This is a genomic window from Pseudomonas kitaguniensis (genome assembly GCF_049199985.1).
Classification (GTDB): domain Bacteria; phylum Pseudomonadota; class Gammaproteobacteria; order Pseudomonadales; family Pseudomonadaceae; genus Aquipseudomonas; species Aquipseudomonas kitaguniensis.
The window spans coordinates 32,813-48,034 of the sequence record NZ_JBLZPT010000031.1 but is presented as its reverse complement, the minus strand read 5'-3'; the positions used below and the strand labels follow the sequence as shown (position 1 = coordinate 48,034).

The window sequence follows — 15,222 nt, the reverse complement described above, 5'->3', positions numbered from 1 at the left end:
CTGGTGGTTATCAACAACATAGTTTGACACAGCCCCTCCCGTAAATCGGGGTCTGTAGGATGATTCGGGGTAAAGGCAACAACAACATAGATTGACACAGATGGGTCGCACTTCAAATACGGGGCTCGATTGGTAACAACATAGATTGACACTACATCGAGAGCGTTCATTCAGGCCGAAATATTATGTGAGCGCGACCGGTAACTCACCTGTGCGGAAATAGTCTTTTTTCAGCACAGGCTCAGTGCGATGTCTAAATGCGTGCGCAACCTTCGACCGGTCCCCATCAGCACATAAACTGTGTTTTTTGTTCGAAATAAGCAGTCATGGGTGAAGGAAGCACCCAGCGTTGTTCGGACCCAATCACCAGGCAGGAAGCGGCCTTTACTGTCTTGGATAACGGTCAAAGCGTAAACGAGAGCAGGTATTAGCTGTCTATCCGTAATGGCTTTTCGCTGACGTAGTGTAATGTCGAGATCCAATATTGCCCAATCAGCAACAAGACAATAGGCACTGGAAGGAAAATGCAGACTGGCGAGGTCCACAGCATCTGAGGTGGTAAGTTGGCAACCATCTATTTTCTCACCCGCAGAAAGCACTGAAACATAATCTGCCAAATTCATTTGTACCTCCTGCCGATCAAAAAAACCGATTCGAACGAGAAGCATCATTCAGCTTAGCTCCTAGCGGATCACCAGGTTCCGATGCCGACGGATAGCAGCAGGGTGATCTCATGGCTGTTCCGTCTTCTCCCTTCATCTCACTGAACGGGATGATTTCTATCGAGCTGTCACCGGATAAAGTGGTTTGCGCCAGTACCCAGCTATGCCATTGCCGCGCGTGATCCCTACCTAGCGGTAGGTGCCAATGTGGGTGAAACCTAGTGCTTCATGGATGCCCGTGCATGCCGTATTCGGCAAGGCGACGCCGGTATTAGGCGCATGAAATCCATGTTACTCAAGGAGCGGTAGAAGCCGTTTGGCTGCGACTGAATCAAAATGACATGCCCTCAGACACTTGAATCAGCATTTCTTCGACTAGATGTGTGCCAAAGGTTGTAGTGACCATCGCCGATGGGCTTTCTCCCAAAAAACGGGCTTTGGGTTTGGAAAGCCATTGTTTGGCCTTCCCTTTGTCACCGAAGATCACCTCGGCCATGGCGGTAATATGTGCAAACCGGAACAGGCGATCGCTCTCATGCAAAGTTAAAAGCTGATTGGCTGACAGTTTTGTTTTGAGCGTTTTGGGTTGAATGATTCTGTCGCGTTCTTCGTCGCTGAGGGTTCCATCATCACAAAGCATTTTGATCAGGCTGACCGAGAAGCCAGCTACTATCATGTCGTGAATGTCCAGATCCGAAGCATTGACAGCGATATGAAGAAGCGTCTCCAGCCGCATGCGGTAAGCATGATAGGCATCCTGACGCAGGACGCCTGCAAACATGGGCCGCACTGATGTTGCGTTGCGCACGGGCGTCAGGACTAATGTGCCATTCAATACCGTTAGCTCCAGGTCGTCCCCAACACCTAACCTCATTTGGTCAAGCAACTCTTGAGGCAGATCAATGATGATGTCGCCAGTACCGTCCTCAGTTTTCTGGCATTTGACTATCCAGCGCTCAGTTTCACTCATGATCGTCCGGCCCTCATCCGCCATCAGAGAATGACACACATCATTATGCTTGGGCCCAGAGCTGACCAAAGGAACGCGCAATCCGCTGGTAGACAGGCACTGCCGCTGCTCGAACGCCGGCTAGCGAGTGAAACAGCAAAAAATGTGGCAATGGCTATACCTGCCTTTCCACCTTCACATGGTTAAGAGCCTGAGCGTGATCAGGTAACTACACGAAAAGGATATGACATGCACCCTGATGAGCTTTATGTTTCCGTCGACGTCGAGACTTCTGGGCCTATACCCGGCGAATACAGCCTGCTTTCCATTGGAGCTTGTCTTGTAGCCCAACCTGAAACGTCCATCTATCTTGAACTGCGGCCTGACAGTCCGAAACACGACCCCGAAGCGCTCGCAGTATCGGGGCTGAGTCTGGAGAAGCTGGAGAGCGAGGGCCTCGCTCCGCAACAGGCGATGCTGACATTTGATCAGTGGCTGAAATCGTCCTGCCAAACGGGGCAAAAAGTCATTTTCGTAGGACTCAATGCACCGTTTGACTGGTCATTCGTCAATTACTACTTCCACAAATACCTGGAAACCAACCCCTTTGGTTTTACAGCTATCGACATGAAGGCCTACTTCATGGGAGCTGTAGGGTGCAGCTGGCAGGAAACAAAATCATCCAAGATGACCGCTGCGCTGAAGCCACTCAGCGAACCGAACCATAACGCATTGGATGATGCCCGCTTTCAGGCAGAGCTCTTCGCACTAATGCTAGCGGGTAAAGGTAAACGCTGACCTGCGTTCCACCGCACGGACTTGAAGCTCATCTGACCCAGGTTGCCTCAACATATCTGCCGTCCCTGAACGACCACGCCTTGATACCTTCTGGTTTTTCGGACTTGCCGACAATAATGGCTATTGGGTGCGGCAGATCCTGCGTGTAACGTGCAGCAAATTTGGAGAAGCTTCCGATGTCTGCTGGAGAGATCACCGGAACGGATTGGGGGTGCGTATGCCAATAGCCCACCAGACGTAACCCTTGTTCGTTGGCAGCCTGGATTTCCTGACGGCACCGCTCCGCATCCAACTCTAGCCAAGACCAGCCTGACCGATCGGCGCGATGAGGCAACGTGGCCAAGGCCAGCAGCAACCCTTTCGGATCAACCGGGTTGACGAATAACTGTCCCCCTCGCTCCACGCCAAAAAGGCCCTGCCGATGGCTATCCAAGATGTCCGCGACAGCTTGGGACACCAACAGCTCGGAATTCACCTTCGGCCATCGCCAGCGCCATGCGATATCCGTCATACCGTTTCGTCCTTATCTTCCGGCCATCCGCGCTCGAGTAGGATCTGCTGCGCCCCCTCTGGCAGCTTGGGCCCATGGTATTGGCCTCCTAGGCTCAGCACATCTTCAGGTCTGTAAATGCTGCTGACCCAAGATGCAGTGGCGATGTTGCCGGTCAATGCGCGTACGGCCGTGTGCGACACCATGGAGGCGATATTGGTCATTCCCAGCGAGCCGCCTGGGATAAAGCTCTCGCCACACGCGGGCAGTGGAACAACACCGCCTCCCGGCCACTCTGTAAATCTATGCAGAAAATCGCCGACGTCCGTGAACAACTGACGGCCATCAAAGGTGCCGGCTGGTGCGAATAGAGCATGGCCTACCTGTGTATACGGTTCGCTCCAGGCTTGTAAAAGCCCCCAAGGAGCGCCGCTTGATTTGGCTCGCCATACAGTGACCTCCGACTGCCAGTCTGCTGTCGTGATCACCACCAGATCTGCGTTATCAAACACTTCTGGTTTGCTGCTCATCACCACTTCGGCAAAAGTCGCATAAGCGGTACATTCTGTCGTCGGAAGATCTAACAGAATCTTGTCCCTCAACGCTAAGGCTTTCGGTCTCCCTAGGCTATCCGCTCCCAGTACGTGCCTCCCCAGATTGGCTGACACCAAAGTGTCAGGATCGATGAGGGTTAGGTGGCCGACACCGGATCGTGCCAATTGTATTGCCACCGCACTGCCTAATGAGCCAACGCCAACAAAAACGACTCGAGCATTTTCAAGGTGCTGTGCAGTGCCACTTATATCGCGGGACAGAATGGACGCTCGATCAAGCACGTCCAGGGCAGTTGCTCGGACGAGCGCCGGAGGATGTGCATTTGCGATAGCTGGCCGACGGCGCGCTGTACGCAAGCCAAACTTTGCCCCCCGCTCCTGCTGTACGCCGAGCGACCGAACATTGAGGCAATATGTTGGAGCATCTGCCCCTCCTGGAAGCTCCAGAACAATCCATCGACTCGGCAACGTTCCATGCAGCTCAAACCATGCCAGCAATTGCTCGGCATCGTCTGGTTGAAGGTGTGGCGTGAGCCACAGCAATAAATCTTCGGGATCCGGGGTGCGTATGTCCGGATAAGTCTGAAGCTTGACGTAAAAACCGGGAGTTTCGGCCGCGCGAATGACAGCGGAGCGCCCGACAACCCGTCGGTAATGCCCTTTGAGTGCAGCTACGTTCGATGCTAACCAAACCGTTTCCTGACCGGATGGCACAGCTCGGCGCGGATCGCTGAGCGCAAACAACTGCGAGGCAGTCTGAGGTCGATCCAACAGTAAGAGGTTCTGAAATGACTGACCATGCTGAAACGACCAGTAGGTAGTGATCTCATTCTGAAATTCGATATCGCGCGTTGCCTTGCTTGATCCCATCTTGGACAACGAAACGATCTGGGCCAAGCGAGCAAGGCTGTCCTCTACCACGACCTCCGGGGAGCCCATGATGGGGCGTTCCTGAAAGCCATGAAGGCAAAGCCCCGACTTGGTGGCATGCGGCCAAACCAGCCATGGAGAGGGTTCGACGTTTAGGCGCAAGAGCCCACGGGGAAAGTTGGAGGGGAAACCAATACGCAGTCGCCGCTCCTGCCCCGTGTAATCGATGGGCAAGGGGAAGTGAAAGCACGCCGCTTCGTCAGCCCGCATGGGTGCGGGCTGGAGCAATGCATCGGCAGCATCCTGACCTAGGGTGTTTCGCAGTGCGGCGATTCCGCGCTGCAATGGCGTCTTAATAGGATCAGCCAAGGCGTCCAACTGGCTTTACGCTCGACTGAGAGGTTCCGCCACCGCTGGCCCCTCCGAAGAGCGAACCCATCGAAGCAGAGTTTCGAGTAGTGCCATCCGGTCGGCCGGGCATCGTCCAATTCGCAGGGATTTCATTGTTCACTGCCGTGATGAATGCCGGTGCTATACCGAAATTCTTTTTCACTGCCTCGGCAAAGGAATCATTGGATTCAAAACTTTCCAAACCTAATGACACAGACGCACTGGCGTCCGCATGCCACTTGGCGAATGCCTGACGATAGCCTTGCCCCTCGCCCGGTCGATTCCACTTCTCTGCAAAGTTTTCGCCGTTATCGGCAGGGTTGCAGACATAGCAGTCGCTACCTCTATGCGCGATGTGCTGCGGCATTCTGCGAACGATTTCCAAAATTGCATCGAGCGGTGCCAGAGGCTTCGACTGCGACTCCTTTACGACATCCAGGTATGCGTGCGTAGCTAGGGTGGTGATGACCGCAGATATCGGGCGAGTATCAGCGCTCCTTGTCTTGATGGCCCATTCATCGCGATGCCGCTTGAGCAGCTTAATGGTCGCACGCAGGGGATCTTGATCGATGTAATCCTGATAATGCGGCAAAGGATCTTGTGTCGCGGCATCAAGCATCCGCTGGCTTTTGGCAACCACCAAGCTTTCCAAAGAGATTTCCTGGGCAGAAGCAACCTGCAACCAATTCGAGTAAGGGATAGGGCTGCTTGCTTTCCACCCTGTGACCCGATCCGGAACCTCCAGCTTACCCTCGCCGTTTGCTTCGCCATTTCCGTTGATCGCGCGGGCAGGCGTGACATCAATGTGGAAACCTGGATTTTCGTCGGCATAAACGATCCGGATGCCACGACGTAATTGCTTAACTTCTTCCTGAACGCGGGAGCCTTCCCCAAAACGCTGCTCAATCGCTTCTAGAACTTCCTTCGCACCAGCGCCTTGAGCATGAGGGAGCCAGATAATCGCGTCCGCATCAATGGTGTCCAGATCCGCAGGCGCGCCGGGGATTGGCTTGATGGTCGTTTTCAGCCGCATCGAGCCTTGCACAAAGATATGGGCCTCAGCGAGCAGCGGGTTGTCGGAAGCCGAGAGGATTTTTTCCAGTTGGGAGTAGCGGTCATTAATTTTTTCGTACTGCGCTTCCGACAGCGAGATTTCCCGCGCAGCGCGAAGCAGAAAATATTCCCAACTGCTGCGCTTGGTCTGTTCGTTGCTCAACAGCATTTACCTAGCCTCCTGGGCCACCGAGCCCAATTGCAGTGTTTGCGTAAACCGATCTTGGTTTTCTTTGTCCCGATCGAAGATCAGGTACGTATGTTGATGCTGCGTTGTGAGCAACGCGCCAAACTCGATGGCCAATGCCGCAGGAATAGCGGCGAAGACGTGAATAGGGTCAGGAGTCGAAGCTTCAAGCTGGCTCAGTCGTATTTGAAGTGCGTCACGAAAGGCATGAATCACCCGACGGTTTTGTACCATCGCATAGCTTGGCTCTGGGATCGACAGCTCTGCAATACGTGCACCGGGTAGAGCGTCGGTCACGTCGCGAACTGGAACTTGCGCAGAAATGGAGAGCACCAACGCCAGTGGACCATCGCCGTTGGGTGGAGGCGTAAACAGAAAACTGGGCGGCTCAGCAGACTGATCGGGCCAGCGCAAAAGATGCTCGCGGTGAAAAGAGAAGATTAAGCGTTTGGAACGATCGCCGATGCTCTGGCCCAACATCATCAAAGCTGGGATATCGGCCAAGCCTACTACTGCTAGCGCGGGCGAGTCGCCATAGGTGCCGCCGCGACGCTTGAGTTGCTGCTCCAGCTCATACTGGATGCTGTCTTTGACGTTCTGCCAATAGGTAGTGTCGCGGCCGCGTGGTCCGGGCGCAGGGAAAGTGATTTTGATGCCTTGATCGAAGGCGGTTAATCCCTCGGCGGACATCGCAGTCAACAGATCGCGAACGGGAATATCGTTGATCGTCTGGAAATGCTGACTCTGGACAATGAGAGGAATCGCTCTGCCACCATCAGGGGTCGTTGCGGCGATTCGGATGCGCTCTAGGTATGCTTGGTGTAAACCACTCAAATCATTTTCAGGATAACCGTCTGCGTCACGATCAATTTTGTCATGACAGCCTGGGCACAGGAGCATCAGGTTAGCAGTATCGTTCGTGTGCGCCTCAGCATCATGATCCGCGCGTCCCCGAGGGCCTTTGGGACTGGCGGGCAGGATATGCGCCACTTCGCCCCATTTCATTGGCTTGCCGGCACGATAATCGAACGTCAGATCCGTGCCGCACAGTTCACAATGACCAGCGGTCTGTGTCCATACGATCCGCTTCGTCTCATCATTTGTGTTGAAACGCCCGCTTGCGGGTTTAGCGTCTTCTTGTTCTGCCATTCCGACCGACCCCAGAGAAACATCCATGATTGAAAATGATGATGGCAAGATAAAATCATATTAAGGTCATTCGCCTCGATTTCAAGAGTGATCTGAGGGTGACGAATGCTGAGTCGGCTTTGAGCAGGATGCTGTTTTTGGCTCATCGAAACGCAGTGGCGGCAGCGTTCGTTTTTCTGGCAAGTGCAGGTGGGTAACGGCACTGACCACAGCGTATGTATCGAAATTAGCGAGTTTATGCAAAAGACATAAACTTGCTAATTTCGATACATACCGCGCGTAGGACCGATGAAAACGGGCTGTGCAGCTCAAACGAGGCTGCAAGCGCAGCCCCTTTTGTATGCATTTTTACGCGTCAGTGCTTGCCAGACTCAACGGACAAGTGTCGACGACGCATGAGGTGATAGGCCGCCGGGATCACAAACAGCGATAGCAAGGGCGCCGTAACCATACCTCCAATCATCGGGGCGGCAATGCGGCTCATCACCTCGCTGCCGGTACCGCTTCCCAAAAGTACTGGTAACAAACCAGCGATAACCACCGCAACGGTCATGGCCTTGGGTCGAACGCGCTGCACAGCGCCTTCACGAATCGCGGCCATCAACCCGCGTTCTGTGTTGTCACCGAGGTCTTGACGCTCGGCCCAGGCATTTTTCAGGTAGAGCAGCATGATCACGCCAAATTCGGCAGAAACACCGGCCAAGGCGATGAAGCCGACCCCGGTGGCGACCGACAGGTTGAACCCCAACAGATAGAGGAACCATGCCCCGCCAGTCAGGGCGAATGGCAGAGTGGCCATGATCAGCAGGGCCTCATCGAAGCGGGCAAAAGTCAGGTAGAGCAGCACGAAGATGATCAACAGCGTGGCAGGCACCACCAATTTGAGTCGTGCGTTGGCCCTTTCGAGAAACTCGAACTGCCCTGAGTAACTCAGGCTCATGCCGGGCTGCAACTTGACCTGTTCACTGACGACCCGACGCAGGTCGGCGACTACCGAGGCAATGTCCCGGCCACGCACGTCGATGTATACCCAACCGGAGGGCCGTGCATTCTCGCTCTTGAGCATCGGTGGGCCGTCGCTGACCTTGACCTTCGCCACAGTGCCGAGGGTGATCTGGCTCCCTAGCGGGGTGTAGATCGGCAACTGCTCCAGGGCGCCGAGCGAGTCACGCCACTCCCGAGGGTAACGCACGTTGATCGGGAAACGTGCGAGCCCTTCAATGGTCTCCCCGACGTTCTCACCGCCGATAGCACCGGCCACGATGGATTGCACATCGGCGATATTCAGTCCGTAGCGGGCGGCGGCTTTGCGGTCGATATCCACATCGATATAGCGACCACCGGTCAGTCGCTCGGCCAGAGCCGAACTGACACCGGGTACGCCCTTAGCCACTCGCTCGACCGCCTGAGTCGCGGCATCGATCTCCGTCAGGTTGGTGCCGGCAACTTTCACCCCAATAGGACTCTTGATCCCCGTAGCCAGCATGTCGATTCGGTTGCGAATCGGTGGTATCCAGATATTGGTCAGCCCAGGAACTCGCACCACTCGATCCAGCTCTTCCACTAGCTTTTCTTGGGTCATGCCTGGGCGCCACTGTTCGTGTGGTTTGAATTGGATGGTGGTCTCGAACATTTCCAAAGGTGCGGGGTCAGTCGCGGTTTCAGCGCGGCCGGCTTTTCCGAAAACGTGTTCGACCTCTGGAACTGTCTTTATCAGACGGTCAGTCTGTTGAAGCAGTTGCGCGGCCTTCTGCGCCGATAATCCAGGCAGAGCTGATGGCATATAGAGCAGGTCGCCTTCGTCCAGCGGGGGAAGAAACTCACCACCCAGACGAGAGATCGGCCACAACGCGCTGACAAAGACTAGCAACGCAACCAGCAGTGTTATTTTAGGTCGACGTAATACGGCGTCCAGAGCGGGCTCGTAGATCCGGATCAACCAGCGATTTAACGGATTCTGTTGCTCATTGGGAATTCGTCCACGGATCCAATACCCCATCAACACCGGTACGAGAGTTACCGACAGTCCAGCCGCTGCGGCCATAGCGTAGGTTTTGGTAAACGCTAACGGGCCGAATAGACGTCCTTCCTGGGCCTCCAGCGTGAACACCGGAATGAACGACAGGGTGATGATCAGCAGACAGAAGAACAATGCAGGTCCTACCTCGGCAGCCGCTTCAGTCATCACGTGCCAATGACGTTCACCTTTCAGTTCCTCCCCAGGATTGGCCACGTGCCAAGCCTCGACCTTCTTGTGGGCATTTTCAATCATCACCACGGCAGCGTCGACCATAGCGCCGATGGCGATGGCAATCCCGCCAAGGGACATGATGTTGGCGTTGATACCCTGATAGCGCATCACGATGAAGGCGATCAGCACCCCAACCGGCAGGGAAATGATTGCCACCAGAGATGAACGCAGGTGCCAGAGAAAGATTCCGCAAACCAACGCGACGATGATGAACTCTTCGATCAGCTTGTGGCTGAGGTTTTCCACGGCACGATCAATCAACTTGCTGCGGTCGTAGGTGGTGACGATTTCAACCCCCGCCGGCAGACTGCTTTTCAGCTCGTCGAGTTTGGTCTTGACCGCCGCAATGGTTTCACGAGCATTCTTCCCGCTGCGCAGAATCACCACGCCGCCGACGGTCTCACCTTCACCGTCGAGTTCGGTAATGCCTCGACGCATCTCAGGCCCTAACTGAATCGTGGCAACATCGCCCAACGTGACCGGCACACTGCCCGTGCCCAGTTTGAGCGGGATAGCGCGAAAGTCATTGAGCGTCTTTAGGTAGCCGGAAGCTCGTACGATGAACTCTGTCTCCGCCATTTCCAGCACGGCTCCACCGGTTTCCTGATTGGCTTTGCCGATCGCCTCGGTCACCTCAGACTGCGTGATACCCAAGTTCGCCAACTTTAGCGGATCGAGCTGGACCTGATACTGTTTGACCATGCCACCTACGGTGGCCACTTCCGCAACGTTCGGCAGCGTCTTGAGCTCGAATTTGAGAAACCAGTCCTGTAGGGCTCGCAGTTGCGCCAGATCGTGCCCACCGCTGCGATCAACCAACGCGTACTGGAAAATCCAGCCAACGCCAGTGGCATCAGGTCCTAAGGCTGGCTTAGCACTGGCTGGTAGGCGGCTTTGTATCTGGCTCAGGTATTCCAACACCCGCGAGCGGGCCCAGTACAAGTCAGTTCCGTCTTCGAACAGCACATAAACGAAGCTTTCGCCAAAGAAGGAGTAACCGCGCATAGTCTTGGCCCCAGGTACTGAGAGCATGGTGGTTGCCAGTGGATAGGTCACCTGGTTTTCGACGATCTGTGGGGCTTGGCCTGGGTAAGGTGTACGGATAATTACCTGAACATCCGACAGGTCTGGCAATGCATCGATGGGCGTACTTTGAACCGCCCAGATCCCCCATGCCGTGACGAACAGCGTCGCCAGCAACACAAGAAAGCGGTTGGCCACCGACCAGCGAATAAGGGCCGCAATCATGGCTGGCCCCCAGAGCGTTCCAGACGTTCAACACGCAGACCATCATCCGTCTGGCTAACAGCGATCCGAACCTTGTCGCCCGTTTTTAGGCCTTTCATCAGAGCTGGCGTGGCGAGAGGGAAAGTCATCGTCATGCCTGGCATACCCAATGTCTTGAAGGGACCGTGGGCGAGCGTGACTTCTTTGTCGTTGATCTCAACGATCTGACCATCGGCCTCATGCAAAGCGCCAACGGGCATAGTAGATGGCGAAACGTCCAATGAGCTTGCGACAACGCCCTTGAGACTGGCCTCCGAGTCGAGCAGGAACTGGCCAGAGGTCACCACTTTCTGCCCCTCTTCCAAGCCTTTCAATATCGCCGTCTTGCCATCGTTATCCTGGCCTAGCTGCACCTCCACCGGGCGATATCGACCAGCGTCTTCAGAGAGCATGACCAACGCACGTCGACCGGTACGAATGACGGCCTCGCTCGGCACCCACAGAACACTTTGCTCCGTTGAACGATTGAGGCTTACCTGTGCGGTCAAACCTGGTCTGAGTCGGCCATCTGGATTGGGTAACTCAACTCGAACGCGAAGTGTGCGACTGTCCGAACTGGTTTCCGGAAGAATCGCACTGACGACGCCCTTGAGCACAACTCCAGGGAATGCGGATAAACGCGCTTCAGCTGCTTGCCCTACTACGATTGACCCAGCTTCCGCCTCTGGTACAGCCACGGCCAGCCAGACACTGCTCAAACCATTAACACGAGCCAACGTCTCGCCTGCGGCCACCGTCATACCTTCACGCACACTCAGCTCTTGAAGCACACCACCAATAGGGCTGGTCAGCGTCAGGTTCGATTGAACTTTGCCAGTGCGCTCAACTTGAGCAATTAACGTAGGTGGCATTCCGGTTAGCCGCAATCGCTGCCGGGCCGCTGTCAGCAAGCCAGCATCGCCACTACGCTTGAGGGCGAGAAATTCCTCCTGAGCAGCTGCCCACTCCGGCACCAAGATGTCTGCCAAGGCGGCATTCGCTTTCAGTACATCACCAGGTGCATGGGCATACACACGCTCGACAAAACCCGCCGTACGGGCCTGAATGACTGCAACGTCCCGTTCGTTGAAGGCCAGCACACCTACCACGTTCAGTGTCGAGGCAAATACGCCTCGACTGACACTAGCCAGTCGCACACCAAGGTTCTGAGTCAGGCTTGGATCAATTCGAATGGCAGCGCTGTCCCCCTTGGTATCTGCGTATTGAGGGATCATCTGCATGTCCATGAAGGGTGACTTACCCGGTTTATCGAATTTCTGTTGTGGGTACATGGGGTCATACCAATACAGAACTTTTCGATCGGCAGAGGCTTTGGGTTCATGATCCGGTACGACACCAGCTACTCCGCTCATTCGCGGTTGGGCTAACCAGTAACCCCCGGCAACACCCAAGGCAATCGAGATGCCGATGATTAAAGTCCCTTTCCATAATTTAAAAATCATTGAGCGGACTCCCCGTAAGAGAAATACAGGCGAGCGCTGGTCAGGGCACGTTGCTCTTCAACGTCAACCTGCTTGAGACGGGCTTCGATAAGTTCGCGTCGGGCGGCAACAACCGAGTTCAAGTCACCCTTGCCGGAGCGGTAGCTGGCCATCGTGAGTTCGACCTTTTCTTTGGCCAACGGCAACAAGCTTTCCTGATTACGGTTGACTGCACGATTGAGGCGCTCGTAGTCAGCCAACTCATCCTCCAATAGCTGGGTATGCTCGCGTGACAGGGCTTCGCGCTCAGCCTCAAGCTGGTTTAGTTCGGCGTGCTTGGCCGCAATCTTGGGGTTTTGCCGAGAGTTAGGGAACAGCGGGAGATCCCATGAAAACTGCACGCTGACCATGTCACCGAATTGTTGGCCTCGATGCTGATAATCGAATTCCCAGCTCCAGTCAGATTGCTTTTCCGCCTCAGCTTCACGGATCTTGGCTTGTGCTTCACGGGTCATCGGCACAAAAGCCGCTAATTCGGGGTGATGTTGCAGCTTATGGGAGTAACCTGAGGTCTCAATAGGCCAATCAGGCAAGTTGCCTACCGGTTTGTCATCGGCGGCAGGGCCAATCCAGCGCTTGAGGGCGGCCCGGGCCTGTGCACGTTGGCGAACTAAATCATCCTGCTGCTCAGCCAGTTGAGCAGCTTCCTGTTTAGGTGTGACCGCATCGGCGGGTTGGGCTCGGCCACCCGCAACCTGAGCTCTGACGGTATCGGTCAGAAGACGGTTTTCTTTGTAGAAGTCCTGGAACAACGCATCTTTACGCTCAACCGAGTAGCTTCTGATCCAGGCTAATGCCGTGGACTGTCGGACGTTCAGACGCGCCACTCGACGCTCGGCGGACGCTCGATCAACAGCCGCATCCGCGACCTCAATACGTGCTTTGCGCTTGTCGCTGTTGGGCATCTCCTGCCTAATCCCGACCACTTGCATGGTCATGAAATCTTGGTCGATGCTCCATCTGTCGGGACCACCAATGGGGTAGTTCTGCACGCCCAGCAGTAGCTTGGGATCGGGTAGTTCGCCGGCGGGAATGGCCGCGCTAGTGGCTGCTTGAATTTTGGCGTCTTGTGCGGTCAACGATGGTGCATTGTTTTCGGCCAGCCGCAGCGCTTCATCGAATGTCAATGCGCTAGCGAAGCTCGGCAATGCCAGTACGCTTGCCGCCAGGCCGGCCAGGAAGGACCAACCTGTGCAACAGCACTTGGAGTTCATGTTCACGATTCCTGTGATGATCCACCGCGCGCTTCATAAGACATGCGCGCAGATATGCCATCCCGCTAACGCGGAATGAGGCTCAGTGTGGTACAGGAATCAAGTACGTGGGGGTCGCCATACCCCTGAAGAGGTTTGTACGAGCGGGAGATGGCTGGAGAATGATAGAGCGAGAGGACTGGACAGGGTGATAGGAGGCTTGATGATCGATACTTGCAGCATGCCGCCAGTTTTGCATTCCTGACCCGGCTTACAAGGTTTGCCATACTCGGTGGGACTTTTCATGTCGTGGCAGCAGTCTTGCCCCATACCATCCATCATCGCCATGCCCATGGTTTTCATCGGGCATGGTTCAGTCGATGCCTGAACACCCGCCATCCCGCTGAGGGGAAGCGCCAAGCTAATCAGGAAAATTAGGCAAAACCGCAGGTAGCGTTTCATGAGCTGGAGTGTAGACGGTGCAAATGGCCCTTACAATTCACCCTTGAGACTCCTTTGTCGGCTGTCACCAACCGCTATGCCGCGCTCATTTCCATGACCGGGCTTAAAGTACCTAACCATGCGACTAGACAAACAATGATGACTGCCATCGAAAATTCGAGCTTCATGCTACGGCGCAAGGCATTGACCGCGACAGCATAGTCTCCATTTCGAACAGAACGTTCCAAGAGCGGGCTTAGGTGAAACCGGTTTAGCGTCGCTAATACGATCATCCCGGCAAATAACAGGACCTTTAAAAATAGCAACTCGCCATAAGTGCTGAGCATCACCTCATCGAGGTTTGGCCCAACGATAAATAGGTAGTTCGCCACTCCCGTAATGCTGATGATCACTACAATCACCGCGCCGGCCGATTCAAACCCTGTCAGTACCCGAGCAAGAATTCGTGCTTCCTGATCACCTTTTAGTGATTTTAAACGCAGAAGCAGGGCAAATGCCGCTAGCGCACCCAACCAACCGCCTGCGGCCAAAAGATGGAAGATATCGCTAGTAAAATGCCAGTAGCGACGGCTACCCTCGTCCATTGCTCCGTGCCCTGTCCATGCCAAGGTTGCTAGCGCAATCGCGCCACACACGGTGACAATCCACAGACTGAGTGTCGGAAAGCGCTTGTTTAGGGAAACGCCAATAATGGCCGTCACCAACGCCCCTATTCGGACCATCCAGGTCAAACCGACGTCAGTCCCCATGAGAACCATTTGAAAAATATGGTGATGTAGCTCCATGAAACCCGACACGCCACTCATTGCTTTCGCAAGCAACAACATCGCGGCAAGGGACAGAGCTACGCCTACAGCAGAAGTACTGTAAAGAAGCGACTCAAAATTCAAAACTGTTCCCGATATTCTTTCTTTTCCCCTGAGGCTATAAAGACCAAAAATTGCCAGTCCAAATAACAGCATCAGGTCGAAATAAAGAGCAAAGCGAACAACGATATTTATTGAGTCGCTCATGAATCATTTCACTTTAAAAGAAAAGTTGCCGGTAATCGGGTGAGTGTCCGAGGAAACGGCACGCCATTCGACTTTGTAAGTACCCGTGGTCAATGGCGATGCGGGTGTAATAACCATCGTTTTCGGATCACCGCCACCTGCAACGTTAGCTTTTACGCCCATAGGTGAATTCGGCATACCAGGCATATCGGTCATGATCAGTTTTGCACCAGAGAACTGAGTCGTTAGATTCTCAGAAAAGTGCAGTTCAATTTTAGACGGAGCCGCCGCATCCGATCCTTCAGCGGGAGTAGAAGAAACCAGCTTTGGATGCGCCTGAGCAACTGCACTCAGAAGCAAACCCGCAGTCAGCGCAACAGCTACGGTGGTAGTTTTAAGGAATGACATGCAAGACTCCTGACAGCAAAAGCTGTTGGTTCTAGGTTTTTAGGGA

At 54.6% G+C, this 15,222-nt stretch carries 13 protein-coding genes; 1 reads left to right on the top strand and 12 read right to left on the bottom strand.

The window, feature by feature from the left end; all coding sequences use genetic code 11:
• Positions 1–230: 230 nt before the first annotated feature.
• Complete coding sequence (locus tag ACOZK9_RS25075) at positions 231–671, bottom strand: DUF6957 family protein (RefSeq protein ID WP_050587201.1); 441 nt, start codon at positions 669–671, stop codon at positions 231–233.
• Between the two features lie 322 nt (positions 672–993).
• Positions 994–1,632, bottom strand: a complete 639-nt coding sequence (locus ACOZK9_RS25070) for an antitoxin Xre/MbcA/ParS toxin-binding domain-containing protein (RefSeq protein ID WP_236530376.1) — start codon at positions 1,630–1,632, stop codon at positions 994–996.
• Positions 1,633–1,860: 228 nt separating this feature from the next.
• On the opposite strand from ACOZK9_RS25070, the gene ACOZK9_RS25065 reads away from it, so the two are divergent.
• Positions 1,861–2,409 carry a 3'-5' exonuclease gene (locus ACOZK9_RS25065; protein ID WP_032901853.1) on the top strand — a complete coding sequence of 183 codons (549 nt, stop codon included), beginning with the start codon at positions 1,861–1,863 and terminating at the stop codon, positions 2,407–2,409.
• 28 nt (positions 2,410–2,437) lie between these two features.
• Here the strand turns inward: ACOZK9_RS25065 and ACOZK9_RS25060 are convergent, their stop codons facing one another.
• From ACOZK9_RS25060 to copC, 10 genes are all read right to left on the bottom strand, one after another.
• On the bottom strand, positions 2,438–2,920 hold the full coding sequence (locus tag ACOZK9_RS25060; protein WP_138725967.1) for a Mov34/MPN/PAD-1 family protein: 483 nt from the start codon (positions 2,918–2,920) through the stop codon (positions 2,438–2,440).
• Positions 2,917–4,701 carry a ThiF family adenylyltransferase gene (locus ACOZK9_RS25055; protein WP_169868554.1) on the bottom strand — a complete coding sequence of 595 codons (1,785 nt, stop codon included), beginning with the start codon at positions 4,699–4,701 and terminating at the stop codon, positions 2,917–2,919. Before ACOZK9_RS25055 ends, ACOZK9_RS25060 begins: the two co-directional genes overlap by 4 nt.
• Positions 4,685–5,935, bottom strand: a complete 1,251-nt coding sequence (locus ACOZK9_RS25050; protein WP_421556820.1) for a nucleotidyltransferase domain-containing protein — start codon at positions 5,933–5,935, stop codon at positions 4,685–4,687. The genes ACOZK9_RS25055 and ACOZK9_RS25050 overlap by 17 nt, the downstream gene beginning before the upstream one ends.
• Positions 5,936–7,102 (bottom strand): SAVED domain-containing protein, encoded by a 1,167-nt coding sequence (locus ACOZK9_RS25045; protein ID WP_421556819.1) that lies wholly within the window; start codon positions 7,100–7,102, stop codon positions 5,936–5,938. It abuts the gene before it with no gap.
• Positions 7,103–7,457: 355 nt separating this feature from the next.
• Positions 7,458–10,601 (bottom strand): efflux RND transporter permease subunit, encoded by a 3,144-nt coding sequence (locus tag ACOZK9_RS25040; RefSeq protein WP_421556818.1) that lies wholly within the window; start codon positions 10,599–10,601, stop codon positions 7,458–7,460.
• The gene (locus ACOZK9_RS25035; protein WP_020302972.1) at positions 10,598–12,082 is read right to left on the bottom strand and encodes an efflux RND transporter periplasmic adaptor subunit; all 1,485 of its coding nucleotides are present in this window, start codon (positions 12,080–12,082) and stop codon (positions 10,598–10,600) included. Before ACOZK9_RS25035 ends, ACOZK9_RS25040 begins: the two co-directional genes overlap by 4 nt.
• On the bottom strand, positions 12,079–13,335 hold the full coding sequence (locus ACOZK9_RS25030; RefSeq protein ID WP_020302971.1) for a TolC family protein: 1,257 nt from the start codon (positions 13,333–13,335) through the stop codon (positions 12,079–12,081). Before ACOZK9_RS25030 ends, ACOZK9_RS25035 begins: the two co-directional genes overlap by 4 nt.
• A 99-nt stretch (positions 13,336–13,434) precedes the next feature.
• Complete coding sequence (locus ACOZK9_RS25025; protein WP_421556817.1) at positions 13,435–13,776, bottom strand: hypothetical protein; 342 nt, start codon at positions 13,774–13,776, stop codon at positions 13,435–13,437.
• Between the two features lie 74 nt (positions 13,777–13,850).
• A complete protein-coding gene (copD, locus tag ACOZK9_RS25020; RefSeq protein ID WP_016963494.1) occupies positions 13,851–14,789 on the bottom strand; it encodes a copper homeostasis membrane protein CopD in 939 nt (312 codons plus the stop codon).
• A gap of 3 nt (positions 14,790–14,792) precedes the next feature.
• The gene (gene copC / locus ACOZK9_RS25015) at positions 14,793–15,176 is read right to left on the bottom strand and encodes a copper homeostasis periplasmic binding protein CopC (RefSeq protein ID WP_008437424.1); all 384 of its coding nucleotides are present in this window, start codon (positions 15,174–15,176) and stop codon (positions 14,793–14,795) included.
• Positions 15,177–15,222: the final 46 nt, after the last annotated feature.

Coding starts and splice junctions, on each gene's coding strand:
- ACOZK9_RS25035 (WP_020302972.1), bottom strand. CDS start 12,082: ATGATTTTTAAATTATGGAAAGGGACTTTAATCATCGGCATCTCGATT.
- ACOZK9_RS25025 (WP_421556817.1), bottom strand. CDS start 13,776: ATGAAACGCTACCTGCGGTTTTGCCTAATTTTCCTGATTAGCTTGGCG.
- copD (WP_016963494.1), bottom strand. CDS start 14,789: ATGAGCGACTCAATAAATATCGTTGTTCGCTTTGCTCTTTATTTCGAC.
- ACOZK9_RS25065 (WP_032901853.1), top strand. CDS start 1,861: ATGCACCCTGATGAGCTTTATGTTTCCGTCGACGTCGAGACTTCTGGG.
- ACOZK9_RS25070 (WP_236530376.1), bottom strand. CDS start 1,632: ATGAGTGAAACTGAGCGCTGGATAGTCAAATGCCAGAAAACTGAGGAC.
- ACOZK9_RS25050 (WP_421556820.1), bottom strand. CDS start 5,935: ATGCTGTTGAGCAACGAACAGACCAAGCGCAGCAGTTGGGAATATTTT.
- ACOZK9_RS25075 (WP_050587201.1), bottom strand. CDS start 671: ATGATGCTTCTCGTTCGAATCGGTTTTTTTGATCGGCAGGAGGTACAA.
- ACOZK9_RS25040 (WP_421556818.1), bottom strand. CDS start 10,601: ATGATTGCGGCCCTTATTCGCTGGTCGGTGGCCAACCGCTTTCTTGTG.
- ACOZK9_RS25045 (WP_421556819.1), bottom strand. CDS start 7,102: ATGGCAGAACAAGAAGACGCTAAACCCGCAAGCGGGCGTTTCAACACA.
- ACOZK9_RS25030 (WP_020302971.1), bottom strand. CDS start 13,335: ATGAACTCCAAGTGCTGTTGCACAGGTTGGTCCTTCCTGGCCGGCCTG.
- copC (WP_008437424.1), bottom strand. CDS start 15,176: ATGTCATTCCTTAAAACTACCACCGTAGCTGTTGCGCTGACTGCGGGT.
- ACOZK9_RS25060 (WP_138725967.1), bottom strand. CDS start 2,920: ATGACGGATATCGCATGGCGCTGGCGATGGCCGAAGGTGAATTCCGAG.